Raw genomic sequence first — 15,369 nt, 5'->3', positions numbered from 1 at the left:
TTTGCACATATCTGGCGGCGCACACTGCTGGCAACGGTCGCCATCCGGTGACGCCAGGGCGCGGGGGCATCATGGTTCGCATGCTGATCGGTATCGGCAAATGGACGGCCATCATCATCCTGGTCTTCCTCGTTTCCCTGTTGGCCATCCGTGCGTGGGATTCACAGCAAGGCGACCCGCTCGCGCCCTGGCAGACCTTCGTTCCCGATGAACTTTCACCCTCGCAGATCGATGCCACCGACTGGGCCGGCTATCTGGCCGCCGAGCAAAAAGCATTCGCCCAAGTGAAGGCGGAAGTCACCGACAAGCTGGACCCTGCGCAGCGTGTCGTGGTGAATCGATACTTTGACGGCGCCCCGATGTATCCGGGGCATTTCGCGCACGACTGGAATCGCTCGTACGTGCTGGAGCCCACCGGCACGCCGGTAGGCGCGGTGGTGCTTATCCATGGCCTGAGCGATTCACCCTATAGCCTGCGCGATGTCGCGCAGCTATACCGCGCCCATGGCTTCGTGGCGATCGGCTTGCGCGTGCCAGGCCATGGCACGGTGCCGGCAGCACTGACCACGGCGGACTGGCCCCAGTGGCTGGCGGCGACACGCCTGGCCATGCGCGAAGCGCGGCGCCGCGTGGGACCTAACCTGCCCATCCATATCGTGGGTTATTCCAACGGGGGCGCGCTCGCGGTGAAGTACACGCTGGATGCGTGCGAACACACCGAGCTGCCCATGCCGACGCGGCTCGTGCTGCTCTCGCCGATGATCGGGGTCACCAGCTTTGCGCGGTTCGCCGGGCTGGCAGGCTTGCCGGCGCTGTTGCCGCGTTTTGCCAAGGCCGCGTGGCTGGATCTGCTGCCCGAGTACAACCCGTTCAAGTACAACTCGTTCCCGGTGAACGCGGCGCGTCAGTCCTATCTGCTGACTGACGCCATCCGTAGCCAGATGCTGCGCATGGCACGCGATCGCCAGCTTGGCCGCTTGCCGCCTATACTCAGTTTCCAATCGGTGGTGGACGATACGGTGAGTGCTTCGGCCGTGATGCATACGCTCTACGCGCATGTGCCCGCCAACGGCAGCGAAGTCGTGTTGTTCGACGTGAACCGCAATCAACGCTTCGACACATTGCTCAAACCGAGCGCGCTCACTGCGATCAATCGCATGCTTCCATCGGGGCCACAGGCCTATCGCAGTACGGTCATCGCCAACGCGGCAGTGAATGACGACCATACCGTGACACGCACGACGGAGCCCGGCCAGAGCGCGGCCAGCACGGCGCCGCTGTCCATCCCGTACCCGGACACGATCTTTTCGCTGTCGCATATCGCGCTGCCCTTTCCGCCCAGCGATCCGCTGTACGGAACCGCGCCCGACCTGTCCGAAAACTTCGGCATTCGACTAGGCACCCAGGCGCCTCGTGGCGAACGAGGCACGCTGATCCTCAATTTCGATGCAGCGCTGCGCATCAGCTCCAACCCGTTCTACCCCTATGTGCGCGACCGGATCGAGGCGCTGCTTCCGACCGCCACCGCGCAGCCAACGGCGAAGCTTGCCGAACCCGCGCATTGACCGACGCATCAGGCGCAACCGGCAGCGGAGAGTGGGATACTCCCGGCATGAAGCTTCCCGATGCCCTGCTCGATACGCTACGCGCGCATTTTCCAGGCGAGTCCATGGCCACCGGTATGGCCGAACGACTTGCCTACGCCTATGACAATTCGCGGCGCAACGCACTGCCCGATGCCGTGGTGTTTCCCACCACCCACGAACAGACCGAGGCACTGATACGCGCGTGCCGCGAACATCGCGTGCCGGTGATCGGGCGAGGTCGCGGCACCAATACCACCGGTGCGACGGTTCCCATCGAGGGCGGCGTGGTGGTGAGCTTTGAGCGGATGAATCGCATCCTGCGCATCGACCCGGACAATCGACTCGCCGTGGTCGAGCCGGGCGTGCTCAATGGTGACCTGCAACAGGCCTTGAAGCCGCACGGGTTCTTCTGGCCGCCCGACCCTTCGTCGTCGCCCTGGTGCAGCATTGGCGGCAACCTCGCCTGCAACTCCGCCGGCCCGCGCACGGTGAAATACGGCAGCCCGCGCGAAAACACGCTTGGCTTGCGCGCGGTGGCCGGCACCGGTGAAGGTTTCCGCTGCGGCACCTATACGAGCAAGGGTGCGACGGGTTACGACCTGACGCGCCTGCTGATCGGCTCCGAGGGCACGCTGGCGCTGATCACCCAAGCCACGCTCAAGCTCACGCCCAAGCCCTCGGCGCTGCGCACCATTCGCGCCACCTATCGCGATGTCTCGGCAGCCGCTCGCGCGGTGGCACGGATCATGGCCCAACCGGTCACGCCCTGCGCGCTGGAATTCATCGACGACGTGGCGTTGAAACTCGCTCGCGCCTACGGCGGCGACACCGTGCCGCTGGCCGCCGCGATGCTGATGATTGAAGTGGACGGCGAACCGGAGACCTTGCCGAGCGCCGTGGACGCAGTCTCCCGCGCCGCCCGCGGCGATGGGCTGGAAGATCTGCGCGTGGCCGAAACCGCCGAGGAAACGCAGGCGCTGTGGTCGGCCCGCAAGGCGCTCTCCCCCGCTCAACGCACCATTTCGCCCAACAAGATCAACGAGGATGTAGTGGTTCCCGTGAGCCATCTGCCTGAGCTGGTCGATGGCATCAAACAACTGGCGAAGAAACACGACGTGCTGATCGTGAGCTTCGGCCATGCGGGCAACGGCAATCTGCACGTGAATTTGTTGCCACGGGACGAGGCGGAGCGCGAACGTGCGCATGCCTGTCTTGCCGAGGTGTTCGCGTTGGTGATTTCGCTGGAAGGCACGCTGTCAGGCGAGCACGGGATCGGCCTGGTGAAGAAGCAATTCATGCCGCTCGCGCTGGAGCCGTCGACATTGCAGCTTATGCGCAACGTGAAGGCTGCCTTCGATCCCGAGGGCATCCTCAATCCGGGCAAATTGCTGCCCTGACTTGCGTCGACGAGGTATCACCTCTGCAGGAGCGCACTTGTGCGCGACAAACCTTCACTGAGCGGAAACGGGTGACGCTGCGGTCGCGCACAAGCTGCGCTCCTACAAGGGTCAGGCCATGTGTTCCGGCGAAGTCTCACCCCTGTGGGAGCGCACCCTGTGCGCGACAAACCAACGGAGCGGCAGCCTGACAGGGGACGGTCGCGCACAGGGTGCGCTCCCACAAGGTGAGGCGCAGGTTTTCGGTCACGCTTTGCGCGCAAAGATCAGGTGCAAACCGAACGCCACGAACACTGCGCCCGCAAACCCATCGATCCAGCGCGACAGCCTGAGGTAGCCGCGACGCATGGCCGGCAAGGCGAACACGCCTGCCACCAGGGTGAACCACACGAACGTCTCGACGACGACCAGGGTCCACAAACCCCAGCGCGTGGCAGCGTCGACGCGGTCGCCGAGAAACGCGGAGAACACGCTGCCGAAATAGATCACCACCTTGGGATTGGAGAGGTTGGTGAGCAGTCCCGCGCGCAAAGTGGTCCAGTCACTCTGCTGCAGTACGGCGTGCGGCTCGCTCGCGGCTACCGGCGCCTTGATCGCGCCGCGCAGCATCTTGATGCCCATCCAGGCCAGGTAGAGGCCGCCGGCAATGGAGATCAGCCGCTCCAGCCAGGCCAGCCGCTGCAGCAGCAATTGCAGGCCCGCCAGGGCCAGGGCGGACCAAACGACCACGCCCAGGGTGATGCCCAGCACGCCGAACATCGCCTGGCGCCGCGTGCGGCTCACCGCGGTCTGCGACACAAAGAAAAAGTCCGGACCAGGGCTCAGCAAAGCCACCAGATGTACCAGGGCAATGGTCAGGAACAGGCTCACGGGCGTCTCCTTGGGGAATGGGGCCGGTTTCTTCGTGGCGGCGCAGCTTGTCGCCACCGCGGTGGTCCTCTAGTCTGCCCGTTTTGGCACGGCCTTGGGACGTCCCAAGCCCTCTGCAGGGGATCAGCGGCTCGTCCACACAGGTCCGGCTCGCGCCAGCCCTGGAGGGATGGGCGCGCCGCCCCTCACCCGTCACCACTACCCACACAGACATACGCTGATGAATCTGCGACTGCGCCTGATCGCCATGAACTTCCTGCAATTTTTTGTGTGGGGATCGTGGCTGCTTACCATTGGCGCGTACTGGTTCCAGACCAAGCAGTGGTCGGGCGCGCAGTTCGGCGCGATCTTCTCGACCATGGGCATCGCCTCGCTGTTCATGCCGTCCATCGCGGGCGTGATCGCTGACAAGTACATCAATGCGGACAAGCTCTACGGCATCTTCCACATCTGCGGCGCCGGCGTGCTGTTCTGCGTGCCGATGGTGCAGTCGCCCGGCCTGATGTTCTGGGTGATGCTGATCAACATGATGTTCTACATGCCGACCATCGCGCTCTCCGTGGCGGTGGCATTCAACGCGCTCAAGAGCGACGGCAAGGACATCGTGCGCGATTTCCCGCCGATCCGCGTGTGGGGCACGGTGGGTTTCATTGCCGCGCTGTGGACGGTGAGCCTGCTGCACCTGGAAACCTCCTCGGGCCAGTTCTACGTGGCCTCGGGCGCGTCGCTGCTGCTGGGCCTTTACGCTTTCACGCTGCCGCCCTGCCCGCCGCGCTTCCAGCGCAGGGACAACCAGTCGTGGCTGGACACGTTCGGCCTCACCTCGTTCAAGCTGTTTCGCGACGCGCGCATGGCGGTGTTCTTCACCTTCTCCATGCTGCTGGGCGCGGCCCTGCAGCTGACCAATGCCTATGGCGATACCTTCCTGCACGACTTCGCCAAGATGGATGCGTACAAGGATCTGGTGGCGGTGCGTTACCCCGCCATCATCATGTCCATCTCGCAGATTTCCGAAACGCTGTTCATCCTGGCCATTCCCTTCTTCCTGCGCCGCTTCGGCATCAAGACGGTGATGCTGATCAGCATGCTGGCGTGGACGCTGCGCTTTGGCCTGTTCGCTTATGGCAATCCGGGCTCGGGCCTGTGGATGATCGTGATGTCGTGCATCGTGTACGGCATGGCGTTCGACTTCTTCAACATATCCGGCCAGTTGTTCGTGGAAGGCCAGAGCGACCCGTCCATCCGCGCCAGCGCGCAGGGCCTGTTCATGCTGATGACCAATGGCGTCGGCGCGGTGCTGGGCAGCTCGATCAGCGGCCTGGTGATCGAGGCGTTCTTCACCTATCCGGACCAGAGCAAGGACTGGCACGGCATCTGGATCACCTTCGCCAGCTATTCGTTGATCGTGGCGGTGTTGTTCATGATAACCGGTTGTTGCGATGGCACTCGGACGCCCGTCGCGCACAGGGTGCGCTCCCACAAAAGCGCGGGATTTTCTGGCCGGGTACAATAGGCGGATGCAGATCGGCCCCTACCGCATCGACCCGCCCGTGGTGCTTGCTCCCATGGCCGGCGTCACCGACAAGCCTTTCCGCCTGCTGTGCAAACGGCTGGGCGCGGGTCTGGCCGTGTCGGAGATGACCAACGCCGATCCCCGCCTGTGGCGTACGCGCAAGTCGCTGCAGCGCATGGACCACGAGGGCGAACCCGAACCGGTGAGCGTGCAGATCGCCGGCTACGATCCGGCGATGCTGGCCGAAGCGGCGCGCTATAACGCCGACAACGGCGCCCAGATCATCGACATCAACATGGGCTGCCCGGCCAAGAAGGTCTGCAACGTGTGGTCGGGCTCGGCGCTGCTGCAGGACGAGCCGCTGGTGGCGCGCATCGTGAAGGCCGTGGTCGACGCCGTGGACGTACCGGTGACGTTGAAAATCCGCACCGGTTGGGATCGCCAGAACAAGAACGCGCTGACGATTGCGAAGATCGCCGAGGACGCCGGCATCGCCGCGCTCGCCGTGCATGGCCGCACGCGTGCCGACAAGTACGAAGGCGACGCCGAGTACGAGACCATCGCCGCCGTCAAGGCGAGTGTGCGCATTCCGGTGTTCGCCAATGGCGATGTGGTAACGCCGCAACAGGCCAGGCATGTGCTCGATGTCACCGGCGCCGACGCCGTGATGGTGGGGCGCGGCGCACAGGGCCGGCCGTGGATCTTCCGCGAGATCAGCCACTACCTCAGCACCGGTGAAACCCTGGCGGAGCCCACGCCCGCCGAGGTGTGCGACATCCTCGTCCATCACCTGGAACACCTCTACGCGTTCTACGGCGAAATGCAGGGCGTGCGCATCGCGCGCAAGCACCTGGGCTGGTACGCGAAGGATCGTGCGGAAAACGCCGCGTTTCGCCATGTGGTGAACCAGGCAGAAAACGCGCTGGATCAGTTGCGCCTCACGCGCGAATATTTCGACGGTTTGCAGGAAGGCACGCGCCTGGCGGCCTGAGTTCGCCGCAAGCCTTTGCGTGATGCTTCAAGGCATGATGGACAAGTCCCACCACCATCGCCCTCCATGACACTCCCGCTGTCCAACAGGTCCTCGTCCACCTGGCTGTTGCGCCAGTGTCTCCTGCTTGTCGTCGTCGTGCTCTTGAGTGGCTGCGAGGCGACCCTGTTCGCCGGCCTCAACGCCACCGACCAGCATCGCGCCATCACGCCGCGTAGCGACATCGTCTTCGACAGCGAGCATGGCTTGGCCTTGGACGTGTATGCACCGGCGCAAGCCAGCCATGCGCCTGTCGTGGTGTTTTTCTATGGCGGCACATGGGTACGCGGCGAGCGTGCCTGGTACCGCTTCGTGGGCACGGCGCTGGCGGCGCATGGCGTGATCACGGTGATTCCCGACTACCGCAAATATCCACAGGTGACTCTCGAGGGCTTCATGCAGGATGCCGCAAGCGCCGTCGCCTGGGCGCACGCGCACGCAACGGAGATCGGCGGTTCGCCGGACGATGTCTTCGTGATGGGCCACTCCGCCGGTGGCCAGATTGCCGCACTGCTGGCCACGGATCCGCACTGGCTGGCGGCGCACGACATGAAGCCTGCCGATCTTGCGGGATTCATCGGTCTGGCCGGTTGCTACGATTTCGTACCCGTGCCGCAGGACGACGCCATCATGCTCGGTGTGTTCGGCGGCACGCCGGAACAGCAGCGCCGGGGGCAACCGGTGTCGTACGTGCGCGGCGAGGAGCCACCCATGCTGTTGCTGCAAGGCACCGACGACGACGAAGTGGAACCGTCAAACGCCATCTCGCTGTACCGCGCCAGCCAGGCCACGCACGGCGACAGCACGTTGCGAACCTACCCCGGCGTAGGCCACGAAGCGCTGCTGTTTGCACTGTCGCGACCGCTGCGTGATGGTGCGCCAACGCTGGTCGACACGCTGACGTTCATCCAGTCCCATCCTCAGGCGAAGCCGCCGGGCGCGTCGCACTGACCGCGGCGCGACACCTTCTCTCGACAGGCGCCGGCGTAGAGTAATCGGCCTGCACTCCTCAGCGAGGGGATAGGCCTTGAACAGCATCGTCACCGGTGAGTTCCCCTATATCCACGGCTTTTCGTCCGAGGAGCAGTCGCGGCTGACGCGCCAGGCGCGCATGTTCGAAAATATCCTGTTCAGCCGCATCGATTTCAGCGAAGCCAAACAGCTGCTGGAAGTGGGCTGCGGCGTGGGCGCGCAGACGGAAATCCTGCTGCGGCGCTTTCCGCACCTGGAACTGACCGGCGTGGATCGCTCCGAGGCGCAGTTGGCAGCGGCCGAGCGCAATCTTGCGCAGTCGGCATGGTGCACGTCGCGCTATACGCTGCAGCAGGCCGATGCCACCGACCTGCCGTTCCCGGATCGCAGCTTCGACGCTGCCTATCTGTGCTGGGTACTGGAACACATGCCCAGCCCTGCGCGCGTGCTCAGCGAAGTCCGCCGCGTGCTGAGCCCGGGCGCGGTGGTCTACGTGACCGAGGTGCTCAACTCGTCGTTCTTCCTCGATCCGTACTCGCCGCACCTGCTGCGTTACTGGATGGCCTTCAACGACTACCAGTACGACAACGGCGGCGATCCGTTCATTGGCGCGAAGCTCGGCAATCTGCTGCTGGCGGGCGGCTATCGCGACGTGCAGACCGAGGTGAAGAGCTTCCACCTCGACAACCGCCAGCCCGGCAAACGCAAACAGATGATCGAATTCTGGCAAGAAGTGCTGTTGTCGGCAGCCGACCAGCTGGTGGCTGCCGACAAGATCGACACCGCCACGGTCGAAGGCATGCGCGGCGAATTGCAGGCCGTGCGCAACGATCCGAACGCGGTGTTTTTCTTCGCCTTCGTGCAGGCGCGGGCGCTGGTCTACTGAGAGGAACGCATCACCCGGCGAGCTTCGACGACTGCAGCTCCTCGGTGTAACGCGACGAGCGCACACCCTTGCTGTCGTAGTACTCCTCGACGGACTTCACGAAGCGCTTCTGCTCGGGCACATACCAGAACGCCTTGTACAGGCGACCGCTCGCCGTGTGCGGATGGGTGACCTGGCTCTGCGAAACGCTCACCGCGCCGTCCGCATCCACATGACCGCGCGCATCGCTGGATACGGAAGGCGCCACGACGGCGCTCCACTGACCCTGCGCCTCGATCTTCAGTGCCTTGAACGCGCCGGCCGGTACCTGCACGTCTTCCCAGCCGACGACGGTGTATTCGCTCCCGAAGGTTTCGCTGGTGTGCTGGCGGTTCGGATTGGCTTCGGTGTACTCCACGCGCCACTTCTTGCCTTGCGTGAGCGGGAACGCCAATGGCCGGTTCACCACTTGCTGCTTGCCATTCACATCGCGCGAACGGCTCCAGTCGAGGCCAACCAGATGCTCGACGGCTGGCTGGCTGGAGCCGTCCTGCTTGTTGGCGACCAGCACGCTGTCGCCTTCGATTCGCTCGACGGTGACGGTTTCATTCTTGCGCGACCACCCTTGCGGGCCCGACTCCACCGTATCGACGTAAACCCAGCTGTCGCCCGCCTTCAATGCCGGCGCCTGCACCGACTGCGCGCACACCGTGCCGCACAGCAATCCCGCTGCCAAAAACCACCACCGTCCAATCATGACGCCTCCCCTGTTGGTTGCTGGCGCAGGCTAGCCGAACACCAAAGCAGGTTCATGCGACAGGGACGCAGGAAGCTGTGCGCAGGCAGCGCACAGCGAGGGAAATCAGGCGCCAGGTTTCACCACGAAGCCATACGCCGCCAACACCGGCTTCAGCGTGGCAATCCACAAGGCATAACCGGCCGGCAGCATATGCAGGCCATCCGGGCGGAACAGCTCGGCGCGCGGCTTGCCTTGCGCGTCCAGCATCACCGGGGCGATGTCCACGAAGCGCACGTTCTTCTGGGTGGCCGCCCAATCGCGGATTTCGTTATTGGCCGCCTTCATGCTCGGCCAAAGCGCGAGGCGCGCGATGCTGGGCTTGATCGAGATATAGACGATCGGCACGCCGGGCACGCCTTCGCGCGCACGCGCGACGAACTGCTGGAACGAGGCGAGCACCTGGTCGGGCGTCGCGCCATCGTTGATGTCGTTGTCGCCGGCGTACATCACGATCAAGTTGGGCTTATAGGGCCACACGATGCGGTCGGCGTAATAAGTCGAATCGGGCAGCGCCGAACCGCCAAAGCCGCGGTTGATCACCGGAATGCCGGGAAAATCCTGCCCCAGCGACTTCCAGAACTGGATGGAGGAGCTGCCGATGAACAGCACGCCATGCTGGGCAGGCGGATGCTCGTGATCAGCGGCAACGAAGGCAGCGATATCCGGCTGCCAGTGCGAGGGCGGCGCGCTGTCCGCGTGCGTGATGGCCGAAGCCAGCAGAGAAATCAGGCCGAACGCCAGCCAGCTCAATCGCTTCATTCGCTCGCTCCTACATCAGGTGGGGAGCGTTCGATTATGGATGTCTCGACAGGTATGTCCAACTTGCTCAGATGAACGGGGCGACCCATGGGCACCTCCGGTCACCGCCAGCCCGCCACTTGTCCCAGCAAGGGCGCTATTGGTCACTCCACGCTTGTCCTGCATGCTCGCCGGGGCACAGTGACGACATCTCATGCCGCCGGAGTCCACCATGCATCGCCGCGATCTGCTGAAGGCTGCGCTCGCCCTGCCCTTGCTGCCCTGGGCGCTGTCGCCCTCGGTCGCCACGGCGCGCGAGGCGCTCAAGGGCATCACCCATCTGCGCGCGCGGGTACGTCCCGGCGATCCGGGCTGGCCCAGCGAGGCTCAATGGGAGCAGCTCAGGCGCGCCGTCGGCGGTCGCCTGCAACGGCTGCAGTCGCCGTTCGAGCACTGCGACGGCGGCAATGCCGCCTGCCAGGAGGCGCTGAAGCAGGTCAGGAATCCGTATTTCCTCGGCGACACGCCCTCGCTGACCCAGACCAGCGGCTGGGTGGACGCCTGGACCTCGCGTCCCAGCGTTTACGCCGTGGCCGCCGAGCAGACCAGCGATGTCGTGGCGGCGGTGAACTTCGCCCGCGAACATCACCTGCGACTGGTGGTGAAGGGCGGCGGCCACAGCTACCAGGGCACCTCGGACGCGCCCGACTCCCTGCTGATCTGGACGCGCCACATGAACCAAATCGCCCTGCATGACGCGTTCGTGCCCCAGGGCTGTGCCGATACGCAGGCGCCACGTTCCGCGGTGACAGTCGAAGCGGGCGCCATGTGGGTCGATGCATACACGGCGGTCACCACCCAGGGCGGGCGCTATGTGCAAGGCGGCGGCTGCATGACGGTAGGCGTGGCAGGCCTGGTGCAGAGCGGTGGCTTCGGCAGTTTCTCCAAGCGCTTTGGCACGGCCAGCGGCAATTTGTTGGAGGCCGAAGTGGTCACGGCGGACGGCAAGGTCCACGTGGTCAACGCCTGCCGCGAGCCGGAACTGTTCTGGGCCATCAAGGGCGGTGGCGGCGGCAGCATTGGCGTGGTGACCAGGCTGACCCTGCTCACGCACGAGCTGCCGGACACCTTTGGCGCGGTCTTCGGCGCCATCGAAGCCGATTCCGACCAGGCGTTCCGCGCGTTGATCGGGCAAACCATGCGCTTCTACCGTGATGCCTTGTTCAATCCGCACTGGGGCGAGCAGCTGAAGTTCCACGGCGGCAACATGCTGCACCTTTCGATGGTGTTCCAGGGCCTGAGTCAGCAGGAGGCCGAACAGGTGTGGGCGCCGTTCTTTGCATGGATCAGGGCGCGCCCGGCGTATCGCTTCAAGGAGGAAGCCCACGTCATCGCCCTGCCCGCGCGGCATTTCTGGGACGCGGAATTCTTCCGCCAGCACGCGCCGCAATTGATCGTGTCCGACAGCCGCCCCGACGCACCGCGCGATCACGTGCTATGGGCCGGCGACGAAGGACAGGTCGGCCAGTTCATCCACGGCTATCGCTCGGGGTGGCTGCCGCAGTCGCTGCTGGAGGAGCGTCAACTCGATGCGCTCGCCGACGCCATGTTCGAGGCAACGCGCCACTGGGGCTATTCGCTGCACTTCAACAAGGGCCTGGCCGGCGGCCCCACGGATGCCATCGCACGTTCGCGCGACACCGCCATGAACCCGGGCGCGATGGACGCCTTTGCGCTCGCCATCACCGGCAGCGAGAGCGAGCCGGCCTTCCCCGGCATGCCGGGCGCCACGCCCGACCTCGACAAGGCCCGGCGCGAGGCGGCCCGGATCGACCTGTCGATGAATGCCCTGCTCAAGGTCGCGCCGGGCGCCGGCTCCTACGTCTCGGAGAGCAACTACTTCGAGCGCGACTGGCAACGCTCATTCTGGGGCGCCAACTACCCGCGCCTCGCCGCCGCCAAGCGCCGCTACGACCCGGACGGCTTGTTCTTCGTCCATCACGGCGTGGGCAGCGAGGACTGGAGCGATGACGGATTCAGCCCCCGCCGCTGAGGCAACCATCCAGGCCCCCGCCTGCACCCAGCCAGGGACCGCCTGGGACATCCTTGGAGTATTCTGAGGGCTTGCCCTGCCGCCCCAGGGCGGCCCAGGCATGCCCGGGAGTGCCCCGGAATGAGCCGCAAAGCCGTCCAAATGGCTGAATCGGCATGAAATCGTCATGTCCCGGCTGCAAGCTGAGGCTGCAATCCCGGGGTAGGCCGTGTATCATGCGCCACCCCCTTTCATCTCTCTATCCGTAAGGAAGGATATATACCGCGATGAGCAACTTCCTCTTCACCTCCGAGTCGGTTTCTGAAGGCCACCCGGACAAAGTCGCCGACCAGATCTCCGATGCCGTCCTCGATGCGATCATCGCGCAGGATCCGCGTGCGCGCGTGGCCTGCGAAACGATGGTGAAGACGGGCGTGGCGATCGTCGCCGGCGAGATCACCACCAGCGCCTGGATCGACCTGGAAGCGCTGACCCGCAAGGTCATCGTCGACATCGGCTACGACTCTTCGGACGTCGGCTTCGACGGCGAGACCTGCGGCGTGCTGAACCTGATCGGCAAGCAGTCGCCCGACATCAACCAGGGCGTGGACCGCAAGAAGCCGGAAGAACAGGGCGCTGGCGACCAGGGCCTGATGTTCGGCTACGCGACCAACGAAACCAAGGACTTCATGCCGGCTGCGATCTACTACTCGCACCGTCTGGTCGAGCAGCAGGCCAAGGTCCGCAAGAAGAAGAACTCGCCGCTGCCGTGGCTGCGTCCGGACGCCAAGAGCCAGGTCACCCTGCGTTACGAAGACGGTGTCGCCACCGCCATCGACGCCGTGGTGCTGTCGACCCAGCACGATCCGAGCGTGAAGCAGAAGGATCTGATCGAAGCCGTGCGCGAGCACATCCTCAAGCCCGTGCTGCCGGCCAAGCTGCTGCACAAGGGCACCAAGTTCCACATCAACCCGACCGGCAAGTTCGTGATCGGCGGCCCGGTGGGCGATTGCGGCCTGACCGGTCGCAAGATCATCGTCGACACCTACGGCGGCTGGGCCCGTCACGGTGGTGGCGCGTTCTCGGGCAAGGATCCGTCCAAGGTTGACCGTTCGGCTGCCTACGCTGCGCGTTATGTCGCCAAGAACATCGTGGCTGCCGGCATCGCCGACCGCTGCGAAGTGCAGGTGAGCTACGCCATCGGCGTGGCCGAGCCGACCTCCATCTCGGTCACCACCTTCGGCACCGGCAAGATCGCCGACGAGAAGATCGAGAAGCTGATCCGCAAGCACTTCGACCTGCGCCCGTACGGCATCATCAAGATGCTCGACCTGGTGCACCCGATGTACCAGCAGACCGCCAGCTACGGTCACTTCGGCCGCACCCCGTACGAAGTGAAGGGTCCGGACGGCAAGACCTACACCGCGTTCTCGTGGGAAAAGACCGATAAGGCCGAAGCGCTGCGCGCCGATGCCAAGCTGAAGTAAGCACCGCTTGCTTCAACACGAAAACGGGCCGCGAAAGCGGCCCGTTTTTTTGGAAGATGCGGTGTCGCTGTCTCGAATCGTCGGCCTAGCGAACGCGCGTGAAGTAGTTCGTCTTCATGACGGGCGTGCCGCTTTGTCCGGGATAAACCGCTGTCTCGACCATCGTATGTCCATCGGGCAGTGCCGAATAAATACGCGTCGAAACCAGCACGCCCTCCTTCTGCAGCGCCATCACCAGCACATTGGGCGCCGGCTGCTTGAACGTCCCTGTGTCCGCCTCGGGACTGTTCGTGATGACCGTGGACGATCCATCGAGTACCGGCGTGCTGGCGGAATGCACCTCTTCGCCGGGGCGATAGACAATATCGACGTGCATGTTCCAGGTGTTGCTGCCTGCATCGCCAAACGTAAACCGCACGCTCTTCGGACGCTGTTCGGGCGGCGCCGGCATGCGTGAGGTGTCCAATGACCAGCTGCCAAGCAGCGGGGCATTGATGGCGTGTTTTGCAGAGGCGTCTGTCGATGATCCGAGTGGCGCAGCCACAGTCAGCGAGGACGCCAGGGCGACAACGGATGCCAAGACCAAGGCTTTGAGCGTGAGCTTCATGTCCTGTCCTTTTCTTCCCAGGTTTGCGGGGTCGACGCTCAGAGTGTCTTCCATCAACGTGCGCTGAGCCCAGGGGCCAACATGTTGGCTTTGAGTTGCGACGACATCTTTTCCACGCGACGGCATCGCCGACACCGCATCATCCCCCCAAAACAAAACGGGCCACCCGCAGGCAGCCCGTTATCGCAATCTGGTTTGACCAACGCTTACTTGTCCGGCGACCCACCAGCCGAGGCGACCTTCTGGCCAGCAGCCGCAGCGACCTTGGTGCTGCGGGCGGTGGTGGCGGGACAGGTGGCGCCTTTTTTCTTCTTCGAGCAGGTCGCCGCGGTGGCGACGGTGTCCGCCTTCGAACCGCGGCGATGGTGGCGGCGCGAGGCCGGCGTGGCGTCGGCCAGGGCCGTGCCCTTGGCGGCGACACTGCCCTTGCCGCGGCGGGCCTTGCCGCTGGCCAGGCCTGCCGGTGCTTCGCCAGCCTGGGCCACCAGTTCGGACGGCGTTTCCTGGTTCTCGAAACCGTCGTCGAGCAGGCGCGCCATCAGGCGGTCACGGGTGGCGGCGGTGCGACCGCCCATCACCACGGAGAACAGGCGGCGACCATCCTTGACGGCGGTGGAGGCGAGGTTGAAGCCCGAGGCATTGGTGAAGCCGGTCTTCAGGCCGTCCATGCCGGGGTACTTGTCCATCAGGTTGTTGTGGCCGCGCACCAGGTGACCGCGGAACATGAAGTCCTTGGTCGAGAACAAATGCGCGTACTGCGGAAAGTCGTGGTACAGCGCCATGGCCAGCTTGCTCATGTCGCGGGCCGTGGTGGTGTCTTCCGGGTCGGGCAGGCCCGAGGCGTTGGCGAAACGCGTGTTGCTCATGCCCAGCAGCTGGGCCTGCGCGTTCATCATTTCGACGAAGTGACCTTCCGAACCGCCCAGACCTTCAGCGACCACGGTGGCGGCGTCGTTGGCGGACTTGGTGATCATGCCGAGCACGCAGTCTTCGACCGTGATGGTCTGGCCGTTGCGCAGGTCGAGCTTGGTCGGCGCCTTGGCGGCAGCCCACGAGGAAACGGGAAGCTCCTGATCCATCTTGAGCGTGCCGTTCTGGATCGCCTGGAAGGCGAGGTACATCGTCATCATCTTGGCCAGCGAGGCCGGATGGTTCGGCTCGTCCGCATTCACCGCAGTGATGACCTGGCCGTCGGTTTCATTGATGACGATGGCGGCATAACCCGCATGAGCCACGCTCGCGAAACAGCCGGCGACGCCTACCAGCATGGCCAGTAGACCTTGGCGCCAGGATGCTCCCCTGGCCAGCGTGTTGGACTTGATAGCCACCCCAGTTCCTCGCTCTCGCCACCGCTTCAACCGGCGTTACAAACCCTGAACCGCAACACAGCGCCACGGGTCAAGACAATACTTGAATTACATCACATAAGTCCATGTTTCCATGGACGATAAAACAGCGACGGCGCATCGGCGC

General features: G+C 64.5%; 13 protein-coding genes. 8 read left to right on the top strand and 5 right to left on the bottom strand.

Going from position 1 to position 15,369, the window contains the following annotated elements; genetic code table 11:
- Positions 1-71: 71 nt before the first annotated feature.
- Entirely contained in the window at positions 72-1,565 is a 1,494-nt protein-coding gene (locus AC1DMG_RS10725) for an alpha/beta hydrolase (RefSeq protein ID WP_477174987.1), read from the top strand.
- A 47-nt stretch (positions 1,566-1,612) separates the two neighbouring features.
- On the top strand, positions 1,613-2,983 hold the full coding sequence (locus AC1DMG_RS10720; protein WP_477174988.1) for an FAD-binding oxidoreductase: 1,371 nt from the start codon (positions 1,613-1,615) through the stop codon (positions 2,981-2,983).
- A gap of 246 nt (positions 2,984-3,229) precedes the next feature.
- On the opposite strand, the gene rhtC is transcribed toward AC1DMG_RS10720, so the two are convergent.
- Positions 3,230-3,853: a threonine export protein RhtC gene (gene rhtC, locus AC1DMG_RS10715; RefSeq protein ID WP_441604420.1), complete on the bottom strand. Its 624-nt coding sequence runs from the start codon at positions 3,851-3,853 to the stop codon at positions 3,230-3,232.
- Between the two features lie 220 nt (positions 3,854-4,073).
- Here rhtC and AC1DMG_RS10710 point away from each other — a divergent pair, with 220 nt between their 5' ends.
- The 4 genes from AC1DMG_RS10710 to AC1DMG_RS10695 all read left to right on the top strand — a co-directional run bounded on the left by AC1DMG_RS10710 (position 4,074) and on the right by AC1DMG_RS10695 (position 8,254).
- Positions 4,074-5,366, top strand: coding sequence for a nucleoside permease (locus tag AC1DMG_RS10710; protein WP_477180506.1), 1,293 nt, complete (start codon positions 4,074-4,076; stop codon positions 5,364-5,366).
- A gap of 4 nt (positions 5,367-5,370) precedes the next feature.
- Positions 5,371-6,357 (top strand): tRNA dihydrouridine synthase DusB, encoded by a 987-nt coding sequence (gene dusB / locus AC1DMG_RS10705; RefSeq protein WP_477174989.1) that lies wholly within the window; start codon positions 5,371-5,373, stop codon positions 6,355-6,357.
- Positions 6,358-6,423: 66 nt separating this feature from the next.
- Positions 6,424-7,347: an alpha/beta hydrolase gene (locus tag AC1DMG_RS10700; RefSeq protein WP_477174990.1), complete on the top strand. Its 924-nt coding sequence runs from the start codon at positions 6,424-6,426 to the stop codon at positions 7,345-7,347.
- Between the two features lie 85 nt (positions 7,348-7,432).
- Positions 7,433-8,254: a class I SAM-dependent methyltransferase gene (locus AC1DMG_RS10695; protein ID WP_477175195.1), complete on the top strand. Its 822-nt coding sequence runs from the start codon at positions 7,433-7,435 to the stop codon at positions 8,252-8,254.
- A gap of 10 nt (positions 8,255-8,264) precedes the next feature.
- Here AC1DMG_RS10695 and AC1DMG_RS10690 read toward each other — a convergent pair whose 3' ends face one another.
- Positions 8,265-8,990: a hypothetical protein gene (locus tag AC1DMG_RS10690; RefSeq protein WP_477174991.1), complete on the bottom strand. Its 726-nt coding sequence runs from the start codon at positions 8,988-8,990 to the stop codon at positions 8,265-8,267.
- A gap of 105 nt (positions 8,991-9,095) precedes the next feature.
- Positions 9,096-9,791 (bottom strand): SGNH/GDSL hydrolase family protein, encoded by a 696-nt coding sequence (locus tag AC1DMG_RS10685; RefSeq protein WP_477174992.1) that lies wholly within the window; start codon positions 9,789-9,791, stop codon positions 9,096-9,098.
- A 211-nt stretch (positions 9,792-10,002) separates the two neighbouring features.
- On the opposite strand from AC1DMG_RS10685, the gene AC1DMG_RS10680 reads away from it, so the two are divergent.
- Positions 10,003-11,823, top strand: coding sequence for an FAD-dependent oxidoreductase (locus AC1DMG_RS10680; RefSeq protein ID WP_477174993.1), 1,821 nt, complete (start codon positions 10,003-10,005; stop codon positions 11,821-11,823).
- Between the two features lie 266 nt (positions 11,824-12,089).
- Positions 12,090-13,289: a methionine adenosyltransferase gene (gene metK, locus AC1DMG_RS10675; protein ID WP_477174994.1), complete on the top strand. Its 1,200-nt coding sequence runs from the start codon at positions 12,090-12,092 to the stop codon at positions 13,287-13,289.
- Positions 13,290-13,374: 85 nt separating this feature from the next.
- On the opposite strand, the gene AC1DMG_RS10670 is transcribed toward metK, so the two are convergent.
- Positions 13,375-14,022 (bottom strand): hypothetical protein, encoded by a 648-nt coding sequence (locus tag AC1DMG_RS10670; protein WP_477175196.1) that lies wholly within the window; start codon positions 14,020-14,022, stop codon positions 13,375-13,377.
- A gap of 80 nt (positions 14,023-14,102) precedes the next feature.
- Positions 14,103-15,224, bottom strand: a complete 1,122-nt coding sequence (locus tag AC1DMG_RS10665) for a D-alanyl-D-alanine carboxypeptidase family protein (protein WP_477174995.1) — start codon at positions 15,222-15,224, stop codon at positions 14,103-14,105.
- Positions 15,225-15,369: the final 145 nt, after the last annotated feature.

The organism is Dyella sp. 01N36 (assembly GCF_056399745.1).
Note: the sequence above shows the minus strand (reverse complement) of the source record. Positions and strands in the feature narration are given on the sequence as shown.